The sequence below is a fragment of the Mesobacillus boroniphilus genome (assembly GCF_018424685.1).
In the GTDB taxonomy this organism is placed as follows: domain Bacteria; phylum Bacillota; class Bacilli; order Bacillales; family Cytobacillaceae; genus Mesobacillus; species Mesobacillus boroniphilus_A.
The window spans coordinates 2,143,754-2,169,062 of record NZ_QTKX01000001.1 but is presented as its reverse complement, the minus strand read 5'-3'; the positions used below and the strand labels follow the sequence as shown (position 1 = coordinate 2,169,062).

General features: G+C 42.7%; 25 protein-coding genes. 21 read left to right on the top strand and 4 right to left on the bottom strand.

What is annotated here, in order from left to right; all coding sequences use genetic code 11:
• Positions 1 to 2 precede the first annotated feature (2 nt).
• The 7 genes from yqeH to DYI25_RS11120 all read left to right on the top strand — a co-directional run bounded on the left by yqeH (position 3) and on the right by DYI25_RS11120 (position 4,553).
• Positions 3 to 1,106 (top strand): ribosome biogenesis GTPase YqeH, encoded by a 1,104-nt coding sequence (yqeH, locus tag DYI25_RS11150; protein WP_213368728.1) that lies wholly within the window; start codon positions 3 to 5, stop codon positions 1,104 to 1,106.
• A gap of 71 nt (positions 1,107 to 1,177) precedes the next feature.
• Positions 1,178 to 2,008 carry a shikimate dehydrogenase gene (aroE, locus tag DYI25_RS11145; protein WP_213368726.1) on the top strand — a complete coding sequence of 277 codons (831 nt, stop codon included), beginning with the start codon at positions 1,178 to 1,180 and terminating at the stop codon, positions 2,006 to 2,008.
• Between the two features lie 3 nt (positions 2,009 to 2,011).
• Positions 2,012 to 2,305: a ribosome assembly RNA-binding protein YhbY gene (gene yhbY, locus DYI25_RS11140; RefSeq protein WP_213368723.1), complete on the top strand. Its 294-nt coding sequence runs from the start codon at positions 2,012 to 2,014 to the stop codon at positions 2,303 to 2,305.
• A gap of 18 nt (positions 2,306 to 2,323) precedes the next feature.
• Positions 2,324 to 2,893 (top strand): nicotinate-nucleotide adenylyltransferase, encoded by a 570-nt coding sequence (locus DYI25_RS11135; RefSeq protein ID WP_213368721.1) that lies wholly within the window; start codon positions 2,324 to 2,326, stop codon positions 2,891 to 2,893.
• Entirely contained in the window at positions 2,883 to 3,449 is a 567-nt protein-coding gene (gene yqeK, locus DYI25_RS11130; protein WP_213368719.1) for a bis(5'-nucleosyl)-tetraphosphatase (symmetrical) YqeK, read from the top strand. The genes DYI25_RS11135 and yqeK overlap by 11 nt, the downstream gene beginning before the upstream one ends.
• Before the next feature lie 4 nt (positions 3,450 to 3,453).
• Entirely contained in the window at positions 3,454 to 3,807 is a 354-nt protein-coding gene (gene rsfS / locus DYI25_RS11125) for a ribosome silencing factor (protein ID WP_213368717.1), read from the top strand.
• Entirely contained in the window at positions 3,807 to 4,553 is a 747-nt protein-coding gene (locus DYI25_RS11120) for a class I SAM-dependent DNA methyltransferase (RefSeq protein WP_213368715.1), read from the top strand. Before rsfS ends, DYI25_RS11120 begins: the two co-directional genes overlap by 1 nt.
• A 456-nt stretch (positions 4,554 to 5,009) precedes the next feature.
• Here the strand turns inward: DYI25_RS11120 and comER are convergent, their stop codons facing one another.
• Positions 5,010 to 5,831 carry a late competence protein ComER gene (gene comER, locus DYI25_RS11115; protein ID WP_213368713.1) on the bottom strand — a complete coding sequence of 274 codons (822 nt, stop codon included), beginning with the start codon at positions 5,829 to 5,831 and terminating at the stop codon, positions 5,010 to 5,012.
• Positions 5,832 to 5,919: 88 nt separating this feature from the next.
• Here comER and DYI25_RS11110 point away from each other — a divergent pair, with 88 nt between their 5' ends.
• The 3 genes from DYI25_RS11110 to DYI25_RS11100 all read left to right on the top strand — a co-directional run bounded on the left by DYI25_RS11110 (position 5,920) and on the right by DYI25_RS11100 (position 9,422).
• Complete coding sequence (locus DYI25_RS11110) at positions 5,920 to 6,528, top strand: helix-hairpin-helix domain-containing protein (protein ID WP_342032495.1); 609 nt, start codon at positions 5,920 to 5,922, stop codon at positions 6,526 to 6,528.
• A gap of 109 nt (positions 6,529 to 6,637) precedes the next feature.
• A complete protein-coding gene (locus DYI25_RS11105; RefSeq protein ID WP_213368711.1) occupies positions 6,638 to 7,051 on the top strand; it encodes a deoxycytidylate deaminase in 414 nt (137 codons plus the stop codon).
• 22 nt (positions 7,052 to 7,073) lie between these two features.
• The gene (locus tag DYI25_RS11100) at positions 7,074 to 9,422 is read left to right on the top strand and encodes a DNA internalization-related competence protein ComEC/Rec2 (RefSeq protein WP_213368709.1); all 2,349 of its coding nucleotides are present in this window, start codon (positions 7,074 to 7,076) and stop codon (positions 9,420 to 9,422) included.
• 108 nt (positions 9,423 to 9,530) lie between these two features.
• On the opposite strand, the gene DYI25_RS11095 is transcribed toward DYI25_RS11100, so the two are convergent.
• Entirely contained in the window at positions 9,531 to 9,665 is a 135-nt protein-coding gene (locus tag DYI25_RS11095; protein ID WP_023627242.1) for a YqzM family protein, read from the bottom strand.
• Positions 9,666 to 10,017: 352 nt separating this feature from the next.
• On the opposite strand from DYI25_RS11095, the gene holA reads away from it, so the two are divergent.
• Positions 10,018 to 11,040: a DNA polymerase III subunit delta gene (gene holA / locus DYI25_RS11090; RefSeq protein ID WP_213368707.1), complete on the top strand. Its 1,023-nt coding sequence runs from the start codon at positions 10,018 to 10,020 to the stop codon at positions 11,038 to 11,040.
• A gap of 64 nt (positions 11,041 to 11,104) precedes the next feature.
• Here the strand turns inward: holA and rpsT are convergent, their stop codons facing one another.
• Entirely contained in the window at positions 11,105 to 11,365 is a 261-nt protein-coding gene (rpsT, locus tag DYI25_RS11085) for a 30S ribosomal protein S20 (RefSeq protein ID WP_035209610.1), read from the bottom strand.
• Positions 11,366 to 11,589: 224 nt separating this feature from the next.
• Between rpsT and gpr the strand changes: the two genes are divergently transcribed.
• From gpr to DYI25_RS11070, 3 genes are all read left to right on the top strand, one after another.
• Positions 11,590 to 12,714 carry a GPR endopeptidase gene (gpr, locus tag DYI25_RS11080; protein ID WP_213368704.1) on the top strand — a complete coding sequence of 375 codons (1,125 nt, stop codon included), beginning with the start codon at positions 11,590 to 11,592 and terminating at the stop codon, positions 12,712 to 12,714.
• Between the two features lie 108 nt (positions 12,715 to 12,822).
• Positions 12,823 to 14,028 (top strand): stage II sporulation protein P, encoded by a 1,206-nt coding sequence (gene spoIIP / locus DYI25_RS11075; protein WP_213368702.1) that lies wholly within the window; start codon positions 12,823 to 12,825, stop codon positions 14,026 to 14,028.
• A 20-nt stretch (positions 14,029 to 14,048) separates the two neighbouring features.
• Positions 14,049 to 14,381, top strand: a complete 333-nt coding sequence (locus DYI25_RS11070) for a YqxA family protein (RefSeq protein ID WP_213368700.1) — start codon at positions 14,049 to 14,051, stop codon at positions 14,379 to 14,381.
• A 395-nt stretch (positions 14,382 to 14,776) separates the two neighbouring features.
• Here the strand turns inward: DYI25_RS11070 and DYI25_RS11065 are convergent, their stop codons facing one another.
• On the bottom strand, positions 14,777 to 15,682 hold the full coding sequence (locus DYI25_RS11065; protein WP_213368698.1) for a nuclease-related domain-containing protein: 906 nt from the start codon (positions 15,680 to 15,682) through the stop codon (positions 14,777 to 14,779).
• A 190-nt stretch (positions 15,683 to 15,872) separates the two neighbouring features.
• Here DYI25_RS11065 and lepA point away from each other — a divergent pair, with 190 nt between their 5' ends.
• The 7 genes from lepA (at position 15,873) to prmA (ending at position 25,156) form a co-directional block, all read left to right on the top strand.
• Positions 15,873 to 17,708: a translation elongation factor 4 gene (gene lepA / locus DYI25_RS11060; RefSeq protein WP_213368696.1), complete on the top strand. Its 1,836-nt coding sequence runs from the start codon at positions 15,873 to 15,875 to the stop codon at positions 17,706 to 17,708.
• A gap of 143 nt (positions 17,709 to 17,851) precedes the next feature.
• Positions 17,852 to 18,985, top strand: coding sequence for a radical SAM family heme chaperone HemW (hemW, locus tag DYI25_RS11055; protein WP_213368694.1), 1,134 nt, complete (start codon positions 17,852 to 17,854; stop codon positions 18,983 to 18,985).
• A 76-nt stretch (positions 18,986 to 19,061) separates the two neighbouring features.
• Positions 19,062 to 20,093 carry a heat-inducible transcriptional repressor HrcA gene (hrcA, locus tag DYI25_RS11050; protein ID WP_213369567.1) on the top strand — a complete coding sequence of 344 codons (1,032 nt, stop codon included), beginning with the start codon at positions 19,062 to 19,064 and terminating at the stop codon, positions 20,091 to 20,093.
• 163 nt (positions 20,094 to 20,256) lie between these two features.
• Complete coding sequence (grpE, locus tag DYI25_RS11045) at positions 20,257 to 20,844, top strand: nucleotide exchange factor GrpE (RefSeq protein WP_213368692.1); 588 nt, start codon at positions 20,257 to 20,259, stop codon at positions 20,842 to 20,844.
• A gap of 151 nt (positions 20,845 to 20,995) precedes the next feature.
• Complete coding sequence (gene dnaK / locus DYI25_RS11040; RefSeq protein WP_213368690.1) at positions 20,996 to 22,828, top strand: molecular chaperone DnaK; 1,833 nt, start codon at positions 20,996 to 20,998, stop codon at positions 22,826 to 22,828.
• Positions 22,829 to 23,073: 245 nt separating this feature from the next.
• Positions 23,074 to 24,198, top strand: coding sequence for a molecular chaperone DnaJ (dnaJ, locus tag DYI25_RS11035; protein ID WP_213368688.1), 1,125 nt, complete (start codon positions 23,074 to 23,076; stop codon positions 24,196 to 24,198).
• Between the two features lie 19 nt (positions 24,199 to 24,217).
• Entirely contained in the window at positions 24,218 to 25,156 is a 939-nt protein-coding gene (gene prmA / locus DYI25_RS11030; protein ID WP_213368687.1) for a 50S ribosomal protein L11 methyltransferase, read from the top strand.
• The last annotated feature ends 153 nt before the right edge of the window (positions 25,157 to 25,309 follow it).

Here is a 25,309-nt window from a genome sequence, read left to right as displayed (position 1 = left end):
ATTTGAGTGAGCAATTTAACTGCACAGGCTGTGGTGTCAAAATACAGACGGAAAATCCAGAGGAATTAGGATATGCTCCGTCCTCTTCATTGGAAAAAGAGGTCGTTGTCTGCCAAAGATGCTTCCGCTTGAAAAATTATAATGAAATCCAGGATGTAAGCCTGACGGATGACGACTTTTTAAAAATATTGAATGAACTTGGCAGCAGGGATGCCCTGATTGTCAAGATTGTTGATATTTTTGATTTCAATGGGAGCTGGCTGCCGGGAATCCATCGTTTCGCGGGGAAAAACCCGGTATTATTGATCGGCAATAAGGCCGATCTCGTTCCTAAATCGGTCAAACAGCGAAAGTTGATTGACTGGATGAAGAAGGAGTCAAGGGAATTGGGGCTCAATCCGATTGATGTATTCCTCGTCAGTGCTGCAAAAGGCTATAATATAAAGGAAGCCGCAGCGGCAATAGATGAATATCGCAACGGCAAGGATGTTTATATTGTAGGCTGTACAAATGTAGGGAAATCTACTTTTATTAATAGGATTATCAAGGAAGTGACAGGCGAAGGTGATATAATCACCACTTCACACTTTCCGGGAACGACCCTTGATATGATTGAAATTCCGCTTGAGGATGGCAAAGCGATTGTTGATACTCCAGGTATCATCAACCATCATCAGATGGCGCACTACGTTGATAAGCGTGATTTGAAGTTCATCACGCCTAAAAAAGAAATCAAGACAAAGGTGTACCAGTTGAATGAACAGCAGACACTATTTTTCGGCGGTCTGGCCCGTTTCGATTATATATCAGGCGGCAGAAGGTCTTTTTCATGCTATGTACCGAATGAAATCAGCATACATCGAACAAAGCTTGAAAAAGCGGATGAACTGTATGAGAATCATGCTGGTGAGCTGCTGACACCGCCTCGACGTGAGCAGATGGATGAATTTCCTGAACTTGTCCGACATGAGTTCACAATCAAGGAAGCCAAAACCGATGTTGTTTTCTCAGGACTTGGCTGGGTAACGGTCAATGACGCGGGCGCAAAAGTCGCCGCGCATGTCCCTAAAGGCGTTCATGTAATGCTGAGAAGGTCACTTATTTAGAGCCAGCCAAGGGGATATGTTAAATAGATTGTTTGGTAATACCAACTTAAAGAGAGAGGGCGGGAGATGAATTGAAAAAATTGTTCGGTGTCATTGGCGATCCTATCGCACATTCGATGTCTCCTGCCATGCACAATGATTTATTTGATCTTTATGGAATCGATGCCGTTTATCTGCCTTTCCATGTACGCAAAGGGAATCTTGGAGATGCTGTGAAAGGGTTGAAAGCGCTCGGTGTGAGCGGCTTCAATGTAACCATTCCGCACAAAACAGAGATCATCGCACACCTTGATAAAGTTGATCCCTTGGCCAGAGCAATAGGAGCGGTCAACACTGTCAAAAACGAAAATGGCCTTCTGGTAGGCTATAATACTGATGGTCCTGGGTTTGTTAAAGGGCTTGAATCGATGGCTGCTGATCTTGGTTCAAGGTCAGCTTTGATTATTGGTGCAGGTGGTGCTTCACGAGCAATTTACTTTTCGATGGCCCAGGCGGGTATTGGAAGGATTGACCTTTACAACCGGACAACTGAAAAGGCTGAGGAGCTTGTCAGCTCTTGCCCATTCAAGGTAGAATCAAAGGTTCTTAGCCAGGAATCGGCTGAAAAGTCACTTGCTGAATATCAGCTGATCATCCAGACAACTTCTATAGGGATGGTACCTGATACAGAAAGTTTACCGCTTTCGCTTGAAAACATAACCCAGAATACGATAGTTAGTGATATAATTTATAATCCATTGCAAACAAAGTTTTTAAAAGCAGCTTCGAAAAGGCGAGCTACAGTCCAGAATGGTGTAGGAATGTTTGTTTTCCAGGGAGCACTTGCTTTTGAAATATGGACAGGGATTTTTCCCGACGTCAAGAGAATGGAAGCGAATGTTTTAAGAAATTTAGGAGGTTAACATATGTTAACAGGTAAGCAAAAACGTTTTTTAAGATCGAAAGCCCATCATCTTACTCCAATTTTTCAAGTTGGAAAAGGTGGGGTTAATGAAAATATGATCAAGCAAATTGCAGATGTGCTGGAAGCTAGAGAGTTGATCAAGGTAAGCATCCTGCAAAACTGTGACGAGGATAGGGATACAGTTGCTGAACAGCTTTCCCGCGGTGCTAAAGCAGAACTTGTCCAGGTTATCGGTAATACCATTGTTTTATATAAAGAGTCCCGTGAAAATAAGCAACTCGTTCTTCCAAGATAAATACTGGGAGGTGCCTGTTTGAAAAAAGTTGGCATTTTAGGCGGAACCTTCAACCCGCCGCATACCGGACATTTAGTTATTGCGAATGAAGTGCTTCATGCTTATGGACTAGATGAGGTTTGGTTCATGCCAAACCAGGTACCGCCGCACAAAACAGTAGATGAGCCGATCAGCCATTCAGACAGGGTGGCTATGCTCGAGCTGGCTATTGCTGATAACCAGCATTTCAGGATTGAAAGAGCAGAACTAGATAGAAGTGGTCCATCTTACACGTATGAAACGATGAGAATATTAAAAGATATGTATAAAGAAACCGATTTCCATTTTATCATTGGTGGTGATATGGTTGAGTATCTGCCCAAATGGCACAAAATAGATGAACTATTGAAAATGGTCAAGTTTGTGGGTGTCAGCAGGCCAGCTTACACGACTGACTCACCATATGATATTCTTTATGCAGAGACACCACAAATGGATATCTCATCAAGCATGATTAGAGAAAGAGTAAGGGACGGTAGAAGCATACGCTATCTGCTGCCTGATCCGGTTAGGGTTTATATAGAGGAGCATGGTTTATATGGAACGTGAACAAGCACTTCAGATTGTGAAGCCACAACTAACTGAACACCGTTATCAGCATACTCTTGGCGTGATGGGGACAGCCATCAAGCTGGCCGAGAAATATGGAGCAGATATAAAGAAAGCGGAACTGGCTGCTATTTTTCATGATTATGCTAAATTCCGCCCGAAAGATGAGATGAGACAGATCATCGAGGAACAAAAAATGCCTGCAATCTTGCTCGAGTTTAACAGCGAGCTCTGGCATGCGCCAGTAGGTGCGTTCCTCGCAGAAAAGGAAGCTGGAATCGACGATAAGGAAATCCTTGATGCAATCCGGTACCATACATCGGGAAGGATTGGCATGACGCTTCTGGATAAAGTGATCTATCTGGCTGACTATATTGAGCCCGGCCGCCATTTTCCAGGAGTGGAAGAAGTCAGGGAACTGGCAGAGGATGATTTGGACAGAGCATTGATCCAATCCATGAAAAATACGATTCAATTTTTAATGAAGAAAAACCAGCCGGTCTTTCCAGATACATTCAATGCATACAACAGCATCGTACAAAATTCAGGAGGTTGATTTAATGAGTGAACGTGAATTATTAATGACAGCGGTAAAAGCAGCGGACGATAAAAGAGCAGAAGATATTATGGTACTGAATATGAAAGGTATCTCATTGATTGCCGATTATTTCATCATCTGCCACGGGAATTCTGATAAGCAGGTTCAGGCCATTGCCCGTGAAATAAGGGAAAAAGCAGAAGAGCAGGGACATAACCTTAAGAGGATGGAAGGTTTTGACGAAGCAAGGTGGGTGCTGATCGATATCGGTGATGTTGTTGTCCATGTCTTCCACAAAGAAGAGCGAAGCTACTATAACCTTGAGCGCCTATGGGGAGATGCACCGATCGAAAATGTACAGAGTGAGCTTAATTAATGTCTTACGAGCGGTTCGCTTATTTGTATGATGAGCTTATGCAGGATGTTCCCTATGACGAATGGGTTGCGATTGTAGAGGCATACAAAGAAAAATTTCAAGTGAACGGGATGAAGCTCCTCGACCTCGCTTGCGGCACCGGGGAGTTATCCGTAAGATTTTCGCAAAAAGACTTTGATGTAACCGGCGCGGATTTATCTACGGATATGCTCTCGGTAGCCCAGGCGAAAGCTCAGGTGCTATCGTTGCCAATACAATTTTTTCAGCAGGACATGACTGTGCTTGATGATTTAGGTGAATTTGATATCGTTGGCATCTTTTGTGATTCCCTAAATTATTTAGAGGATGAACAGGCAGTCCGACAGACATTCGAAGGGGTGTACCGCCTTTTAAAAAAAGGGGGCTTATTTCTGTTTGATGTCCATTCTGTTTATAAAATGGAGCACATTTTTGCAGATGCTACATTTACCTGGGATGATGAAGAAATCACTTATATATGGAATAGCTTCAAGGGGGAAGGTGCTCACAGTGTTGAACATGAGCTTACTTTCTTCGTCCTGGATGAATTATCCGGAAAATATGATCGAGTTGATGAACTGCATTTCCAGCGTACATATCCCGAGGATTCTTATGTAAAATGGTTAGAGCAGGCGGGCTTTGTGAGTATTGAGGTTACCGGGGACTACACCATGAAACCCCCAGAGCCAACAGCAGAACGGTTGTTTTTTGCTATGAAAAAGTTGTGAATAGGGAAAATGCACACTCAAAAGTTCAATTGAATTTAGTCAAAACAATAGAAGTGAGCATTAATATAAAACTCTGAGTTGATTGGAGTGGAAGGCGCGAAGACTCCTCCGAAAATGCAAACGCATTTCCATCTTGTAAGGGCAGATTCGAGGAAGCCAATCAGTGTCCTGCGGGATCAGCTGGACAGGTAAGACTCCGCAGACGCCAACGGCGGTGAGGAGGCTCACCGCCAGCCCCGAGGAAGAATTCGCCTTTTGAAAAAGCCGGCAGTTGGGGCTTTTTTATAATTCTTCCCGCGGAAAGCGAAGCGCCTGGAACGGAAATCAACGGACTATTTTTACAATCCGTCCTAAAAAAGAGGGTGCCCAAAAGTTTTTATTTTGGGACACCCTCTTTTTTGTACTAAATTTGTCACATTTATATGGAAGGATTATAAGGATTAATAGAGAAATCTTTTAAGGACCGAATTGTTCCTCGGTTTTTTCCAGTTCTTTTGCGAATTTTTTGTGTGTTGCCTGAAATAATTGTTCAAACATATCTCCCGTTTCACTTTCCAGTACATTGATTCCTTCTCCTGTTATGCCGCCTTTAACGATGACCTTTTCCTTTAAAGTTTGCAAAGTATAATGATTTTGACTCAGAAGTTCCCCTAAACCAATTAGCATCTCACTTGATAGTTTGGTGGCAGTTTCCTGGTCAATTTCCGTTTCCTTGACAGCAGCATTGATAAAACTCTGGACAAGATGACTGAAGAAAGCCGGACCGCAGCTGACAATATCTGATGCCACTCTCGTAATATTCTCCTCGATTTCCAGTGGAACAGATACCTTTTTGAATAGGGTAAATAATGCTTCCCTCCATTCCGTTGTGCATCGAGTTCCAAAGGAGAAAAGTGAAACACCAGCAAGGGCTCTGTTCGTAATGCTTGGAATGATCCTCATGACAGAACAATCCACTTTGCTTTCAATTTGCCCAACACTGATTGGGCTTGTTATTGAGATGACACATTTATCCTTTGTGAGTACAGGATTAATGGTCTCTAGGACTCCCAAAACATTATGAGGCTTCACGCATACGAAAATGGCATCAGCGTTTTCAGCAACTTCTACCGCATTCTTTCCAACTGATAAGCCTGGATATATTTTTTGAATCTCTAAAGCTTTTGATAATGTCCTATTTGTAATCATCAATGAAGAAGGGGAAACGGCATTCCCATCAATGAGAGCTTCGGCGAGAATTCTCCCCATATTCCCTGTGCCTATAATCCCTATTTTCATAACCCTTCCCTCCTTCGTACATTTATTCTCCTATATCCATATGATTTCAAATTTTAGTTTATGACATATAGAAAGGTGTTGACCGTTTGTGGACTGGATCAGAGAAAACAAATTCTATGTTATTGCAGGAATAGCGGCTGTATTATTTTTTCTTTATACCTCCTTCGATAAAGAAGGGGAATTGACTGAAGTGAATGAAGGAGCTTTAGCAATGGTTGCGGATGTCGAAGCTAACATGGATGAAAAGATTGCAGTAAAAAAAGCAATAATCATGATGGCTGATATCAAAGGCGCTGTCGTTAACCCAGGTGTATATGAAATTCATGAGGGAGGAAGGGTGGTTGACCTAATCGAACGGGCAGGAGGGCTAGTGGAGGACGCCGATACGGCTGCCATCAATTTCGCGCTGTATGTTCAGGATGAAATGGCCATATATGTACCGAGAATCGGCGAGAATGTTGAAGCTGCTCTGCCGGTAAAGGCAGGGGAGGCTGCAGGGAAGGGGACAGTGAACCTGAATTCTGCTCAATCCAGTGAGCTCCAGACATTGCCGGGGATAGGTCCTGCAAAAGCAGAGGCCATAATTGAATATCGCGAATCGAACGGTCCTTACAAGTCAATCGAGGATTTAAAAGAGATCAGCGGAATAGGTGATAAAACATTCGAAAAATTGAAGGACCTGATTTCGGTAAAGTAGCTGCATTGAAATTGACTCTTTGATGATAAGCATTAAAATTAGAAACAAGGAAAGGTTTTTTTAAAAAAATAGCTGTACATATTTTGTGCTCTTTAAGGGGGAATACATCATGGAACGAAAGAGTTGGGATGAATACTTTTTGGATATCGCAAAAGAAGTTGGGACACGCTCTACCTGCCCAAGGCTGCATGTAGGATGTGTCATTGTAAAGGACAAGCACATTGTATCAACTGGTTACAACGGCTCCATACATGGCCATGACCACTGTGAGGATGTCGGCTGCCTGATTAACGAGCAGGGAAGATGCATCCGGACCTTGCACGCAGAAGAAAATGCAGTCCTCCATGCAGACAGAGGGCTTTTAAAGGGAGCAACAGCCTTCGTAACCCACGAGCCTTGCGAAAAATGCTCCAAGACACTCGCACAGTCAGGAATCACAAGAATCGTGTACCGCAGTGCCTATCCTAACAAGTATAATGATTTGTTCTTAAGGGATGTAGAGGTTGTCCACTTATCCAAATAACAAAAATTAAGGAATAAAAAATATGATGCTAAATCCGTTAAGGCCTTTAAAAGGGCAGCTGTTTTACCTTGCAGCTGTCTCCTTATTGGGGCTGCTGACTATCACCGAAAATGAGCTCATATACGGGGGATTGTTCGTGCTTGGCATTGCCCTGTTAAAAAAGCTGAAGAAACTCCCCTCCTCCACTCTGGTGATTATGGCGGGTTGCTATCTCATTTTTATGGCTGTGGGGTATTCTGACTCGGATCGCCTTGAAACTGTTTATACCGGGGTCGAAAAAAACTTCCTCCTTTTATTTGATGATGAAATCCACCTGGATGGTGACTTGCTTTCTGCTTACACTAAAGCAGTTCCTTCTAATGAAAAAGTGGTCGTCAAATACAAAATTAAGTCAAATACCGAACAACAATTAATTCAAACACTTCTCACACCTGGAATGGCCTGTTCAGCTTCAGGGGTCCTCAATAGTCCATCACCTGCCCGAAATCCCAATGCATTCGATTACAAAAATTATCTTCAACGGAATAAAATATCCTGGATTTTAGATGTCGATAAATTATCTCTGGAAACATGCTATAAACAATCAGATAGTATAGTCACTGAATTAAAAGCCTTCAGACATAAAGAAATTGCAAGGATAAGAAATACATTGTCAGAGGAAACTTCTGCACTTGCCGCTGCACTTATTTTCGGCGATAGAAATCTCTTCAATACCGAAACAGAACGTTCTTACCAGAAGATAGGGATCGTCCATTTACTGGCAATTTCAGGCCTTCATGTTGGGTTGCTCACAGGTATGATTTATTTTATTTGTATCAGAGTAGGGGTGACGAAGGAAAAGACTGAAATTTTATTAATGTCCTTCTTGCCTGTTTACACAGTTATTACGGGGCTTTCTCCTCCGGTTGTCAGGTCGGCAGTCATGCTGTTCATGTTGATCGGGTCGAGGCGTTTTGCGCTTAGAATGGTGCCACTTGACGCAGTTTCAGCAGCTTTTATGATCATGGCATTTTTACAGCCCAGTTTCATTTTTGATACCGGATTTCAGCTCTCATTCGCTGTCAGCTTCTCCCTGGTGATATCAGCACCTGTTATACTTAAAGATTTTACATCGTTTATAAAACAAACTGCTGCTGCCTCTTTTATAGCTCAGGTCTCAAGTCTCCCAATCATCCTCGCCTCTTTTTATGAAGTCTCTGCCATATCGATTTTCGCCAATCTCCTTTTCGTCCCGCTATTTTCAATTGTATTGCTGCCACTTTTGTTGATTTCTTATATTATTTTGTTGATTTTGGGAGCGTTGCCTTCAATTTATTTATCCTTTCTGGAGAATCTGGTTCATCATGTGAACTTTTTGGCCATATATTTGTCAAAGCTCCCGATGTCGACGATCATCATTGGTAAGCTGGAGCCATTCTTACTGATTGTGCAAATGATTTTGATTCCGCTATTTTTTTTCAAATGGGAAGGTTTTATTTTAAAAAAATCAAAGCCTCCTCTATGGCTATTTGCCTTTCCGATCCTTCCTCTAATCATGCAAATAGTATTGCCGTTTATAAACCCATATGGGCAAATCACCTTCCTCGATGTCGGTCAGGGTGACAGCATCTTCATCAGAATGCCGTATAATCAGGGGAATTATCTTATAGATACAGGAGGTGTCTTGCCATTTGAAAAAGAAAACTGGCAGCAGAGAGGCAGTGCATATGATCCAGGCAAAAAAATCGTTGTTCCATTCTTAAAAAGTTCAGGGATAAGGACTGTCGATAAATTGATTTTGACCCACGGGGATGCGGACCATGTAGGTGGAGCTATTGCTTTGTTGGAGGAAATAAGGGTAAAACAACTGATAATACCTCGTGTATCAGACAGATCAGATCTAGAGCAATCTATTATGAACATTGCCAATGAGGAGGGAATAGACATTTATTTAGCTGGAATGGGTACAGGATGGAAAACCGCAGCAGGAGATTTTTTCATTCTTAATCCAAGTGAAATCACTGGAGAGCGAAACGACCAGTCAATTGTGCTGCAGGCAGCTATTGGCGGAAAAAAGTGGCTTTTTACAGGTGACTTGGGCAATGAAGGCGAAAACTCGATAGTCAGGAAAATCAAGGACATCGACATAGACGTTTTGAAGGTTGGACATCATGGCAGCAAATATTCCAGTTCAGAACTTTTCCTGGAGAGAACAAACCCAGATTTTGCAGTCATTTCCGTAGGAGAGAAAAACAGGTATGGCCATCCTGGCAAGGAAGTCATCAGAAGGTTAGAGGAGCGTGGCACCCAGATTTTCAGGACTGATGAAGACGGCGCAATCATTTACAAGTTTAAAGGCAATTCAGGAACGTTTATGACCCAGTTTCCATAGTATATAACAAGAGCAAACTGTTCTCTCCCCTAATAATCACAAGAACATGAAAAGAGACTGCATTTTAGTAAAATGCAGTCTCCAAAAGTTTATCCTATGTAGCCGTGATTAACTCCCGATTAACTGCACGACTGTCGCAATAATGAACATTGTTGCAAAGAATCCAAAAGAAACGATGAATCCAACACCTGAGTCAACAGCGTCATTACGATTGCTTTGGACATTCTCTTCGAATTGATTCACAGTCAATCCCCCCTATTAATTCTATAATAGTATAAGCGATACAAATTAAAAAATCCAGTGTTGTCTGCACAGCATTGTTTTGAAAAAATCAGAACAATTCTGGTGCCATTCCTATATGTGTGCCAATGTACCAAGAGTTGACACAAATACTTTTCCCGCCTGCGGCTAAAATAATCTTACCAAGATGCACCGCTGAGATATAAGTATCCTAGGCCTTATATCACAGCGTTCAATATAAATAAGGGAATTGGTCCGGAAAGGTGCGGCCAATTCCCTTAGAATGCTTGTCAAAATGTCCAAGCTTCTTTACGATAGATATATGGCAAAACTGGATTGAACGGAGCGGAATAAAGTGGTATTGGACATTTGGAAAAAAATCAGCAAAAAACAGGTGGATCCTGTCTATTTAATGTTTGGAACTGAAACCTTTTTAATAAATGAAACAAGGCAGCTTCTGGTGGACAATGTTTTGGATGACGAAGAAAAAGATTTTAATTTCTCGGTGTACGATTTAGAAGAAACACCAATCGAGGCAGCACTGGAAGACGCTGAAACCTTCCCGTTCATGGGAGAGAAACGGTTGGTCATCCTGCAGAATCCTGTATTTTTGACATCGGAAAAGTCAAAAGGAAAGGTTGAACATAACTTAGCGAAACTAGAGGAATATCTTTCACAGCCTGCCCCCTATTCAATCGTTGTTTTTTCTGCTCCATATGAGAAGCTGGACGAACGAAAGAAAGTGACCAAGGAGTTAAAGCGGAAAGCTACGGTCATCGAAGCCAAGAAGCTGAGTGAACCAGAAACAAAAGCCTGGGTAAAAGAACGTGCTGAGGTAAATGGTGCTGTGATTGAAAATGATGCAATCGAGCTTCTATTGACGCTTGCAGGAACGAATTTGTTCATGCTGACTTCTGAAATCGATAAACTAGCGCTTTATGCCGGAGAAAACCAGCCAATCAGTAAGGAAATTGTCGACCGTCTAACTGCAAGGTCGTTGGAACAAAATATTTTCTCGCTGGTCGACAAGGTTGTACATCGCAATGTTGAGTCTGCCTTAAGAATTTATTATGATCTTTTAAAACAAAATGAAGAACCGATTAAAATCCTTGCAGTTATTACAGGCCAATTCAGGCTGATTTACCAAGTGAAGGAATTGGCACGCAAAGGCTACGGTCAGCAGCAGATTGCGGGAACGTTGAAAATTCACCCATTCAGGGTAAAGCTGGCTGCCGGGCAGGCAGGGGCATTTTCAGATGAAGAATTAACCAGGATTATGAAGCTTCTTGCTGATGCTGATTACCAAATGAAAACAGGCGGCATGAAAAAAGAGATGTTGATTGAAATGATCCTTTTTCAGATAAATGGAAGGAAATAAGTAAAGAGTAAATAAAAAAACGACCCGGGAAGGTCGTTTTTTTATTTGCATTTAGCATTTAAAATTAGCCATTAGCGTTTAATTTTTTCATTAAACGAGCTTTTTTGCGGGAAGCTGCGTTTTTGTGGATAAGACCTTTAGCTGCTGCTTTGTCAAGCTTGCTAGCTGCTTCTGCGAAAGAAACTTTTGCTTCAGTATCGTTGTTCACGATTGCTGCTTCTGCTTTTTTAACTGCTGTACGCATAGAAGATTTAACAGTAATGTTTTGAGCTTTGCTCGCTTCACTAGTTTTTACGCGTTTGATTGCAGATTTAATGTTTGGCATTCCGTTCACCTCCTAAAAAAGCATCGAGATTTTATGGAACTCGACATTTCCAGTACATTTCTTATTTATTAAGAACAAATGATATTTTATCAAACAGGGGTTAATAATGCAATACTCTGCATTAATTTAAGTCTAGTGTATCGTGAATGTTTTTTTATGTAAAAGGAAAAGATAGGCAATAGTATGCTGTATTGCAGCCAAACTGTATTTGGAGGAATGCGACAATGAAGGAACCAGTAGACTTGAGCATGTATTCAATCAGGACTGACCTGGCTGTGGAAGCGAGGGAGATGGTGCTGGCAGACCAGGCGGCAACCGTCCATACCCAGGAAAATCTCTCCCATATTGAAGGCGTCATTATAAAGGAAAAAGAAGAAAATGATATTAAGATTTCTCTAGTAGAGGTGACGGCTGAAGGCGAAAAAAGTCTTGGCAAAAAACAAGGGCAATATTTGACAATTGAAGTGGTCGGAATCCGCCAGCAGGATACCGAGCTGCAAGGAAAAGTAGAAAAAGTATTCGCAAACGAATTTGCCCATTTTATCAAACAATCTGGGATCAAGGAAGATGCATCCTGCCTTGTTGTTGGTTTGGGGAATTGGAATGTTACACCAGACGCTTTAGGGCCACTTGTATGTGAAAATTTATTGGTAACTAAGCACCTATTCGATCTTCAGCCTGAAAGCGTTGAAGAAGGGTATCGCTCTGTTAGTGCGCTTTCTCCTGGGGTAATGGGGCTAACAGGTATTGAAACCTCTGATATTATTTTTGGCGTCGTGGAGAAAACGAAGCCTGACTTTGTCATTGCCATCGATGCGCTCGCTTCCCGTTCGATCGAAAGAGTCAATTCGACGATCCAGATTTCAGATACAGGTATCCATCCTGGCTCGGGCGTAGGAAATAAAAGGAAGGAAATAAGCAAGGAAACTCTTGGAATACCCGTGATTGCAATTGGGGTTCCTACAGTTGTCGATGCGGTTTCGATTACAAGTGATACGATTGATTTCATTTTAAAACATTTTGGCAAGGAAATGAGAGAAGGCGATAAGCCATCGAGATCTCTCGTGCCGGCGGGAATGAGCTTTGGCAAAAGAAGGAAGCTGACAGAAGAGGACCTGCCTGAAGCAGAACATCGTCAAACCTTTCTTGGAATGATTGGAACACTCGAAGACGAAGAGAAGCGAAAGTTAATTTATGAGGTTCTTTCTCCTTTAGGCCATAACCTGATGGTGACTCCTAAAGAAGTGGATGTGTTCATAGATGACATGGCCAACCTGATTGCCAGCGGCCTCAATTCAGCGCTGCATACGAATGTCGACCAGGATAATACAGGCATGTATACACATTAGGATAAATTCTATTAGATTTATTTCAATTCTGTTACGGAAGGATTCGAAGTTCTATCCTCTCTAGCAAAGTCATAATATTTACTAGACTTGCATTAGAGAGGTGGAACAATGAGATTTAATAAACGATCTGGAATAATCGTAGCCGTCCAAGGGACTCAAGTAGTAAAAGCCGCATTAGCATTTGTGTTCTTTCTCATTGGGATTTTTTCCATAAGCGGAGCGATGACTTCGCTAAAGCCTGAATACAGAATAACTTCGGATTCCGTTAATCAGGCCGCGAACAATTTGAATGGCCAACTGCTGTTCAGCCTGATGGGGTGGGAAAATCATCAGTTCCTGCAGGCGCTTCCAGAGGAATATGAGACACCGAAGCTAACGAATGTCATGTTCAAGCTTTCTACCAATATTAGTTTGGATGATCCGCGGAGCTTGCTAGGCAGGGAGCTTCCGGGATTCTCACTTTTTGACGGGAAGATTTTAGTCGCCGGAGAAGGAACGAATTATACTAACATGCCAATGGAATCGGCCCCTCCTGTGGATGTATTGAAGGCGGAGCAGGAAGCTGCGCTTCAAAATACGGAAGACCTAAAGTCGGGTAATCCAGAAGGTTCGGCTGCACCTCCGCTATCCACTGGAGACCGTAAAGCCGTCTATATTTACTTTACACATAATAGAGAATCGTACCTTCCTTATCTAAAGGGAGTGACCGACCCGAATAAGGCCTATCATTCACAGGTGAATGTCACGAAAATAGGTGACCAGCTGAAGTCGAGCCTGGAAAAACGGGGAGTCGGAACAACCGTAGATAAGACGGACGTAATGGCCAACCTCAGTAAGAAAGGGCTTGGGTTTGGAAAAGCCTATCAGGAATCCCGTCCTGTTGTGGAAGCTGCGATGGCTGGAGACCGGAATCTTCAATACTTCATCGATATCCATCGAGATGGATACCGCAAAGATAAAACGACAATCCAGATTAACGGCAAGTCTTATGCCAAACTGGCATTTGTCATCGGCGGGGAACATGATAATTACGAAAAAAATCTTGCTCTCGCACGAGAACTGCATAATCTCCTTGATAAGAAGTACGGCAAGGGTTTAAGCAGGGGGATCATCGAGAAAAAGGGTGCCTCGACGAATGGGAAATTCAATCAGGACTTGTCCGGAAATGCACTATTAATAGAATTTGGCGGCGTAGACAACACATTCGAAGAATTGAACAGGTCCGCCGATGCACTTGCAGACGTATTCAGTGAATTCTACTGGCAGGCAGAAAAAGTAGATGCGTCAGAGCAGCAGTCTACTGACAAGAAATAAAAATCGGTTAGGTGATTGAGATGAAAATGTTCATGCTTAAAAGCTTTATGCTAGCTTCTTTAATGTTCATATCCGTATTGTTCGGCATGCAACAGGCAAATGAAGGCATCCATAAAATGAAAGGCTACGAAGACCCTGAATTCAAAAGTGCATTTAGCATAGAAGAAAAGGAAAACGGAACCTTCGAAACAGCCATCTTAGGAAATGACGTCTCCAGCCATGACCTGGAACAAAAACGGAAAAAACTAGAAGAAATGAAAGCATTCAATCTCTTCTCATCAATAGGAAAACAACTCGCTGGTGGAGTATCCTCTGTCATCGAGAAAACTATTAAATTGATTACAGGGAAGTGAGTAGCAGCGGGCTTAGGCCCGCTGGTTTTGTGTTGGGAATCCGAGTAGGATGGTCTGAAAATACCATTGGCGCCCAAAAAATCGAGGTGTTTAAAAAAGGAGGTCACCAATAGCCCTCATTGGCGCCCAAAAAATCGAGAATCGAGAAAAAGAGGTAACCAATAGTCCTCATTGGTGCCCAAAAAATCGAGAATCGAGAAAAAGAGGTCACCAATAGCCCTCATTGGTGCCCAAAAAATCGAGATACGAGAAAAACAGGTCACCAATAGCCCTCATTGGTGCCCAAAAAATCGAGATACGAGAAAAAAAGGTCACCAATAGCCCTCATTGGTGCCCAAAAAATCGAGAATCGAGAAAAAGAGGTAACCAATAAACCACATTGGTGACCAACATCTTCATTCATAATAGGACCATTGTCCATAACCCGAAATAATAAAATTTTCCTTCATTACCTGCCTGATTGTTTTCTTCGGAAATAAACCACCACACCATTCGTAGATAATATTAGTAGACAGCTTTTCTTGAGGATATAAGACGTTAAACTCCTTAACACAACTTAACATTGCGTTCTTCGTATTCTCTTTCACTGCACAGGATTTGCATATAATTTCCCGACCGTGATACTCCTCCATAACCGTCCCGCACGAATGGCAAAACACTCCTTTTCGCAGCTGTGCATATTCATATGGTAGAATTTTAGTGAATGGAGATTTCGTCAAATGAGATGATAGTAATTTTTCAGACAGTCTGGAGTGTTGAATATTTAAAGTAGACTTCTGGTTATTCATTTGGTGGATAAAGCGGTTAAGGTTGGTAGGGAGGATGATTCTACTGTTGAGAGGGGCCTGGTACAAAGTGAAATCGGGATTGACAAAAACGAGGTAGGCCTCAATGGGGGTTTTAAATCCGATACTAATGAAAAATTGTCTTAAGAGAGAAACGTTCCTTTCAAGTTGAAGCAGTGGATTCTTAACTTCGTTCCCGTTAATTTTCTTAAATGTATCACCGTCGAAGTAATACTCTCCTTCAAAATTTTTCACTTCGAAAAGATAGGTGAGATACTGTGAGATCATCAATGAGTCAATTTGAAAATGTGAATGATTGTGTTCAAACAGCAAGTCATTAAGGATGTATGATTGGATGACTATTCGTTGCAGATACCCATCAAACATTAACTCGCCCTCAAACCCTTTTTGGAGATTCGAAAAATATTGTTTCTCTTTATCTGGTAAATCCATCCTCTTGTTCAAAGCCTTGAGGATCCTTAACTCTTCCGATTCATAGCGATTCTTTGTAAACATAATCCACATCCTTTCTATAATTCATTCTACATAATAAGTTCCTAATATTCTGTGAACATTTTGAGGACGCGGTCCAGCTCAGTTCACGGGAATATCCCTGACACTTCCTCTATTATTTATTGAATCTTGATATACGTGCTGATATAATCAACAATAGTGTACATGCGCGAGTATAGTAGGAGTGAACGCAATGAACAGAGAAGATAGACTTAATAGACAAAGCAAAATACGAAATTTTTCGATCATCGCCCATATTGACCATGGTAAGTCGACGCTGGCTGACCGTATCCTTGAGAAGACGAATGCATTGACTGCCCGTGAAATGAAGGATCAGCTTCTGGACTCGATGGATCTTGAGCGTGAGCGCGGAATTACGATAAAACTGAACTCAGTACAATTAAAGTATCAAGCAAAGGATGGAGAGCTTTATACTTTCCATTTGATTGATACTCCAGGGCACGTCGATTTCACCTATGAGGTTTCCCGTAGCCTTGCAGCATGTGAGGGAGCTGTTCTTGTTGTCGACGCTGCACAGGGAATCGAAGCACAGACGCTGGCAAACGTATACCTAGCGATCGACAATGATCTGGAAATCGTGCCAGTCATCAATAAAATCGATCTGCCAAGTGCGGATCCTGAGCGTGTAAGAAACGAAATTGAAGAAGTGATTGGGCTGGATGCTTCTGATGCAGTTCTTGCGTCTGCTAAAGCGGGAATCGGAATTGAAGAAATTCTTGAGCAAATCGTCGAGAAAGTTCCTGCTCCACAGGGAGACCCTGAAGCTCCTTTAAAAGCATTGATTTTCGACTCTTTGTACGACGCATACCGCGGCGTAGTCGCTTATATTCGTGTCGTCGATGGCACCGTAAAAGTTGGCGACAAAGTCAAGATGATGGCGACAGGCAAAGAATTTGAAGTAACGGAAGTTGGAGTATTCACTCCAAAAGCTACTCCTGCAGGTGAATTGACTGTCGGTGATGTAGGATTCTTGACTGCTGCAATTAAGAACGTTGGCGATACGCGTGTCGGTGATACGATCACTAATGCGAAAAACGGAGCGTCTGAACCGCTTCCAGGTTACCGCCGCTTAAACCCAATGGTATATTGCGGTCTGTATCCAATTGACTCGGCTAAATTCAATGATTTAAGGGAAGCTCTTGAAAAGCTTGAGCTTAACGATTCAGCGCTTCAATTCGAACCGGAAACTTCACAGGCATTAGGCTTCGGTTTCCGTTGCGGATTCCTGGGACTTCTTCACATGGAAATCATCCAGGAGCGCATCGAACGTGAATTCAAGATTGATTTGATCACGACAGCGCCAAGTGTTATCTACGATGTAATCATGACTGATGGTACTGAACTGAAGGTAGACAACCCATCTAACATGCCTGACCCGCAGAAGATTGACCGTGTTGAAGAACCTTATGTAAAAGCAACAATGATGGCACCGAATGACTATGTTGGCGCGATCATGGAGCTTTGCCAGGAAAAGCGCGGCATTTTCATCGATATGCAATATATGGATGAAACGCGTGTAAACATCGTTTATGAAATCCCGCTGTCAGAAATCGTTTATGATTTCTTCGACCAGTTAAAATCAAGCACGAAAGGCTATGCTTCGTTCGATTATGAATTAATCGGGTACAAGCCTTCCAAGCTTGTGAAGATGGATATTTTGCTGAACGCAGAAAAAGTTGACGCATTAAGCTTCATCGTTCACAAAGACTTTGCATACGAACGCGGAAAGGTAATCGTAGATAAGCTGAGAGACCTTATACCACGACAGCAATTTGAGGTGCCTATCCAGGCGGCGATTGGACAGAAAATTGTTGCCCGTTCTACAATCAAGGCGATGCGTAAAAACGTATTAGCAAAATGTTACGGTGGGGATATCTCCCGTAAACGTAAGCTCCTTGAGAAGCAAAAAGAAGGTAAAAAGCGTATGAAGCAAGTTGGTTCTGTAGAAGTTCCGCAGGAAGCCTTCATGGCAGTCCTGAAAATGGACGACAACAATACAAAGAAGTAAAATAGCAGGGGAGGCTGGATGTGCTTGTTAAAGCAAGCGATTCTGGCCTCTTTTTTCAATAAATTTATGGTTTCTTCGGAAATCCTCTTTATAATGTTCGGAGCTAAATCCTGGCTTATTGCCACTTAGGAAGTGAACAAATAATGAAAGCAGCATACATTCATATCCCTTTCTGCCACCATATTTGCCATTACTGTGATTTCAACAAGGTATTCATGAAGGGACAGCCGGTTGATGATTACCTGGAGTCACTTGAGAATGAAATGAGCCTGTCAGTAAACAAACAAGTAATGGAAACGGTGTTTGTCGGGGGAGGCACACCTACTGCCTTGGATGAAAAACAACTGGAGAAACTTGTTTTAGCGATCAACAGACAGCTTAATATAGATACCAATACGGAATATACCTTTGAAGCGAATCCAGGCGACCTGTCAAAAGAAAAGCTGGCCATCCTGAAAAATGCAGGTGTCAACCGTCTGAGTTTTGGAGTACAGACTTTTAATGATGAACTTTTGAAAAAAATCGGCCGTAGCCATCGGGCGAAGGATGTTTTTGAATCAATTGAAAATGCGAAAGCAGCAGGCTTCGATAATATCAGCATCGACTTGATTTACAGCCTTCCGGGCCAGACAAAGCAAGATTTCATCGAATCAATCCAAACAGCGCTTGGATTAGGACTGGTCCATTATTCGGGGTATTCCCTGATTATTGAACCAAAAACAGTGTTTTATAACTTACTGCAAAAAGGCAAGCTACCACTCCCAGGTGAAGATGCGGAGGCGGAAATGTACGAAACACTTATGGAGCATATGGAAAGCGGTGGTCTGAATCAATATGAAATCAGCAATTTCGCTGTCCCTGGGTTTGAAAGCCGGCACAACCTTACCTATTGGAATAACGAAGAGTATTATGGATTCGGTGCTGGTGCTCATGGTTATGTCAATGGAATCAGGCAATCAAATTACGGACCTTTAAAAAAATATATTGAGCCGTTATCCCATGGGGAGCTCCCAATCATGGATGCGCATAAGGTTACCATCGCGGAAAAAATGGAAGAAGAAATGTTCCTCGGACTACGAAAGTCAGAAGGTGTCTCTATTCGACACTTCGAGGAAAAATTCAGCAGGAATCCTATCGATTTATTCGCTGAACAAATCAACGACTGGACTGCAAAAGGTCTGCTGAAAACCGATGAAAACAGAATCTTCCTTACGAGACAGGGACGCCTCCTCGGTAATGAAGTTTTTCAATCATTCATCGGGGTATCAAATCATTGACATCCTCAGCGTTTATTGATAAATTATTTTTAGAATTAGCACTCGTACTTATAGAGTGCTAACAGAGGTGATGATGTTGTTAACAGATCGTCAGGTGCTCATTTTGCAGGTGATTGTTGATGACTTTATTCGTTCAGCTCAACCGATAGGTTCAAGGAGCTTGTCGAAAAAGGAAGAAATTAATTTCAGTTCGGCGACAATCCGAAATGAAATGGCAGATTTGGAGGATATGGGGTTCATTGAAAAAACTCATACATCCTCTGGAAGGATACCATCCGAGAAGGGATATCGTTTTTATGTGGATAACCTTCTGCTGCCGCAAAAAGTAAATCATTCAGATATGGCGGCTGTTAAATCGATTTTTGCCGAAAGGATATACGAGCTAGAAAAAATCGTGCAGAAGTCAGCGAAAATCCTATCTGAAATGACGAATTACACTTCAATAGTGTTAGGTCCGGCTGTTAAGGATAACAGATTGAAGAAGCTCCAGATCGTACCGTTGACTAAGGATACGGCCATTGCCATTATCGTGACGGACACTGGGCATGTAGAAAACAGGATGTTCAATTTCCCTACGAGTGTCGATCCTTCTGATGTTGAGAAAATGGTCAACATCCTGAACGAACGTCTGGCAGGAGTACCGCTCATAAGTCTTAACTCCAAGATTTACAAGGAGATCGCCATGCTGTTGCGCCAGCATATAAGCAGCTATGATACTCTCTTGCACTCGATTGCGGACACGCTCAACCTGCCTTCACATGAAAAAGTGTTTTTTGGCGGCAAGACCAACATCTTAAGCCAGCCAGAGTTCAACGATGTTGAGAAAATTCGCAGCCTTATGAACATGATTGAGCATGAGGACGGTTTATATCAGCTGATCAAACAAAATCCGGCAGGGATCAACGTAAGAATTGGCACGGAAAATGATAATTCAGCGATGGAAAATTGCAGCCTCATCACTGCGACCTATTCGATTGGCCAGGAAAAATTAGGGACAATCGCGGTTTTAGGTCCAACTCGTATGGAGTATTCACGTGTCATCAGCTTGCTCCAATTGATCAGCACAGATTTATCCAAGGTGCTGACTGACCTGTATCAAAATAAATAGGCATGGAAATATTGATTAAGGGTGGAGCAGCCTGTTCCATCCTGAATCGTCATGTGTTTTCTACTGAAGCATGTTTGCTTCGTTGAAATATAAACAAATCCAGACAACCTGGAACAGTGTGGCATTACATTGCCAAGAGATACTTTGAGGGAGGTGAGTTAACGTGACAGAAGAGAGAAATACAGAGCAAGAATTGAACAGCCAGACGGAAGAAGAAACGGTTGAGGAAGTTTTTGCTGAAAATGAAGCTTCTGATAAAACTGAAGAGATGCCAGCTCAAGAGGAAGAGCAAGATCCTATGGAGCGGAAAGTGGCTGAACTAGAAGGGAAGCTTGAGGAAGCCGAAAACCGTTACTTGCGCCTTCAGGCTGATTTTGACAACTTCCGCCGCCGTTCAAGGATTGAACTTGAAGCGAGCGCTAAATATAGAGCCCAAAGCATTATTACGGATCTGCTGCCCGCAATCGACAACTTCGAGCGTGCTTTGAAGATGGATGTAGATAATGAACAGGCGAAATCCCTTAAGCAGGGAGTGGAAATGGTGTACCGCAGTTTGCTTGACGCCCTTAAAAATGAAGGCGTTGAAGTAATTGAAGCTGTTGGCAAGGAATTTGACCCGCATCTTCACCAGGCTGTCATGCAGGCTGAAGATGAAAATTTCGGTCCTAACATCGTTGTTGAAGAGTTCCAAAAAGGCTATATCCTCAAGGACCGCATCATCCGTCCAACAATGGTAAAAGTGAACCAATAAAAGTGGTATCAGGGCTCTTTTCGAGGGGATTTCTGAATAAAGATGGGATTTTATACTCGTAAAAACCCAGGTGCCGATTTTTACTTTTGCTTAAGATAGCAACAAAGTTTACGAAAAGAGCCTACATAAATGAACCAGGAGGTAATTGAAGATGAGTAAAATCATTGGTATTGACTTAGGAACAACTAACTCTTGTGTTGCCGTACTAGAAGGCGGCGAACCAAAGGTAATCCCAAATCCAGAAGGAAACAGAACAACTCCTTCTGTTATCGCGTTCAAAAATGGCGAGCGCCAGGTTGGTGAAGTGGCAAAACGCCAGGCAATCACTAACCCTAACACAATCATCTCTATCAAGCGTCACATGGGTACAGACCATAAAGTTGAAGCAGAAGGCAAAGAATATTCACCGCAGGAATTATCAGCAGTCATTCTTCAATACTTGAAGTCTTATGCTGAAGACTATCTTGGTGAGCCTGTTACTAAAGCGGTTATTACTGTTCCTGCATACTTCAACGATGCAGAACGCCAGGCAACTAAGGATGCTGGAAGAATCGCAGGCCTTGAAGTTGAGCGTATCATCAACGAGCCAACAGCTGCTGCACTTGCTTACGGTCTTGATAAGATGGATGAAGACCAGACAATCCTTGTTTATGACCTTGGTGGCGGTACTTTCGACGTTTCCATCCTTGAACTTGGCGATGGCGTATTCGAAGTTAAATCTACTGCAGGTGACAACCGTCTTGGCGGTGACGACTTTGACCAGGTGATCATTGACTACTTGGTAGAACAATTCAAGAAAGAAAATGGCATTGACCTATCAAAAGATAAAATGGCTCTTCAGCGTTTGAAGGATGCTGCTGAGAAAGCGAAGAAGGACCTTTCTGGTGTAACTTCTACACAGATTTCCCTTCCATTCATCACTGCTGGGGAAGCTGGACCGCTTCACCTTGAAGTGAACATGACTCGCGCTAAATTTGAAGAGCTTTCTGCAGGTTTGGTAGAACGTACAATGGGACCTACTCGCCAGGCACTTAAAGATGCTGGCTTGAGCCCATCTGAATTGGATAAAGTTATCCTTGTCGGTGGATCTACACGTATTCCTGCTGTTCAGGAAGCAATCAAGAAGGAAACTGGAAAAGATCCTCACAGAGGTGTGAACCCTGATGAAGTTGTAGCCATGGGTGCTGCAATCCAAGGCGGCGTCATCTCTGGTGATGTTAAAGATGTAGTTCTTCTTGATGTTACTCCGCTTTCACTCGGAATCGAGACAATGGGTGGTGTGTTCACGAAGCTGATCGACCGTAACACAACAATCCCAACTTCAAAATCACAGGTATTCTCAACAGCTGCTGACAACCAGACTGCTGTTGACATCCACGTGCTACAAGGTGAGCGTTCAATGGCTTCTGCCAACAAGACACTTGGCCGCTTCCAGTTGACGGATATCCCGCCAGCACCACGTGGAGTACCTCAGGTCGAAGTTACATTCGATATCGACAAAAACGGTATCGTAAACGTTCGTGCGAAAGACCTTGGAACAAACAAGGAACAACAAATCACTATTAAGTCTTCTACAGGCTTGTCTGACGAAGAAATTGACCGCATGGTAAGAGAAGCGGAAGAGAATGCTGAAGCTGATAAGAAGCTGAAAGAAGAAGTAGAACTTCGCAACGAAGCAGATCAGTTAGTCTTCACTGCTGAAAAGACTTTGAAGGACCTTGAAGGCAAGGTAGATGAAGAAGAAGTCAAGAAAGCAAACGAAGCAAAAGATGAGCTGAAGGCTGCAATCGAAAAAGGCGAAATCGAAGAAATCCGCACTAAGAAGGACGCTCTTCAAGAAATCGTTACAAACCTAAGCGTCAAGCTATATGAAGAAGCCGCCAAGCAACAACAGGCACAGCAAGGCGCAGAAGGACAAGAAGGAACAAAGAAAGACGACAATGTCGTAGACGCAGAATTCGAAGAAGTCAACGACGATAAATAAAATGCGATAACACCGAAAAGTCAAAGTCAGGTCATACTTGGCTTTGGCTTTTTTAATGTCAAACACTAAATGTACAAAACCTGTTGATTGAAGCGCCTGGAGCGTAAATCAACAGACTAATTAATCATAGCCAATGAATAAAAAAGAGAGACAAAATACTGCATATCAGATATTTTAAATATTGCGTATGAATGTACGGGAATGTTAGAATTATCTTTATGTGAAAAGATTCGGGAGTGGTAATCATGAGCAAACGGGATTACTATGAAGTCCTCGGAGTCAGTAATTCGGCTTCGAAGGATGAAATAAAGAAAGCCTACCGCAAGCTTTCTAAACAATTCCATCCGGACATCAACAAAGATCCGGGAGCAGATGAAAAGTTCAAAGAAGTAAAAGAAGCGTATGAGGTATTGAGTGACGATCAAAAGCGCTCTCATTATGACCAGTTTGGCCATGTCGACCCTAACCAGGGCTTTGGCGGCGGCGATTTCGGCGGCGGCTTCGGCGGTTTTGAAGACATTTTCAACTCCTTCTTCGGAGGCGGGGGCGGCAGACGCCGTGATCCAAATGCGCCAAGACAGGGTGCCGACCTTCAGTATACGATGACCCTGAAATTCGAGGAAGCTGTATTTGGCAAGGAAACAGATATCGAAATTCCTCGTGAAGAAGAATGTGATACATGTGATGGAACTGGAGCAAAACCAGGTACTAAAGTTGATACATGTAAACACTGTCATGGCAGCGGGCAAATCAGTGTAGAACAAAATACACCTTTTGGACGTATTGTCAATCGCCGGGTGTGTCATTACTGTAATGGAACAGGTAAGGAAATCAAAGAAAGATGTACAACATGTTCCGGAGCAGGGAAGGTTACCAGAAGGAACAAGATTCATGTTAAAATCCCAGCAGGTGTCGATGATGGCCAGCAGCTGAGAGTAGCAGGAAAAGGAGAAGCCGGTATCAATGGCGGCCCTTCAGGTGACCTTTACATTGTCTTCCACATTAGGTCGCATGAATTCTTTGAGCGTGACGGCGATGATATTTATTGTGAAATGCCAATTACATTTGTCCAGGCAGCTCTAGGTGATGAAGTCGAAGTCCCTACACTGCATGGTAAAGTAAAATTAAAAGTTCCTGCTGGAACACAGACGGGTACAAAATTCCGCTTGAAGGGCAAAGGTGTTCCGAATGTCCGCGGTTATGGTACAGGGGACCAGCATGTCATTGTAAAGATTGTAACCCCAACAAAGCTGTCTGAAAAACAAAAGCAGCTGCTGCGTGAGTTTGCAGAAGTAAGCGGGCAATCTCCTCTTGGAGAGCAGGAGGAAAGCTTTTTTTCAAAAGTAAAACGTGCCTTTAAAGGTGATTAATCGAATGGAGTTGGTATAAATGAAATGGTCTGAAATCAGCATTTTAACTACAAATGAAGCGGTTGAGCCGATTTCCAATATCCTGCACGAAGCAGGCGCGAGCGGAGTTGTTATTGAAGATCCGCTGGAGCTTGAGAAGGACAGAGAGGACCAGTTCGGAGAAATATACCAACTTAATCCAGACGATTATCCGGAAGAAGGAGTCATTGTAAAAGCTTATCTACCGGTAAATAGTTTCCTTGGAGAAACGGTCGATGAGATTAAAGAAGCAATCAATAACCTGATTATCTACAATATTGATATCGGATTGAATAAAGTATCAATCAGTGAAGTGAATGAGGAAGAGTGGGCAACTGCCTGGAAGAAATACTACAACCCTGTGAAAATTTCCGAGAAATTCACGATCGTGCCAACGTGGGAGGATTACACTCCAGTCAACACGGATGAATTGATTATTGAGCTTGACCCGGGTATGGCATTCGGCACAGGAACACACCCTACTACTGTAATGTGTATCCAAGCGCTGGAAAGAACTGTTCAGACTGGTGACCGCGTCGTGGATGTTGGGACGGGTTCAGGTGTTCTCAGTATTGCAGCGGCAAAGCTGGGAGCAGGAAAAGTGGAAGCGATGGACCTGGATGATGTAGCAGTGCAGGTTGCGAAACTAAATCTCAAGCTGAACAAGGTTCACGATGTCGCTACCATCTCACAAAACAACCTTCTGGATGGTGTAGAAGAAGGAGCGGATATTGTAGTTGCGAATATCCTGGCGGAAGTAATCTTGCGTTTTGCTGATGATGCAGGCAAGGTCGTAAAGAATGGCGGGTATTTCATTACGTCTGGTATCATCCAGCAGAAGAAAGAAGTAGTTAAGGATGCAATGATCAACGCAGGTTTCGGAATAGAAGAGATAATTTCTATGGAAGACTGGGTTGCGATGATCGGCAAAAAGAAATAATGTGGAAAAAGGGGTACAGCTTAACCCCTTTTTTCTGTTCTTTTTAAATCATATGTCTTAAATCTGAGAAATGTCTAGCTCCAGCGCCTATCCCCTCGAGACGCTTCGGTCCGCCCAATGAAGTCAAAAAACGACTTCATCGGTCGGCCCTCC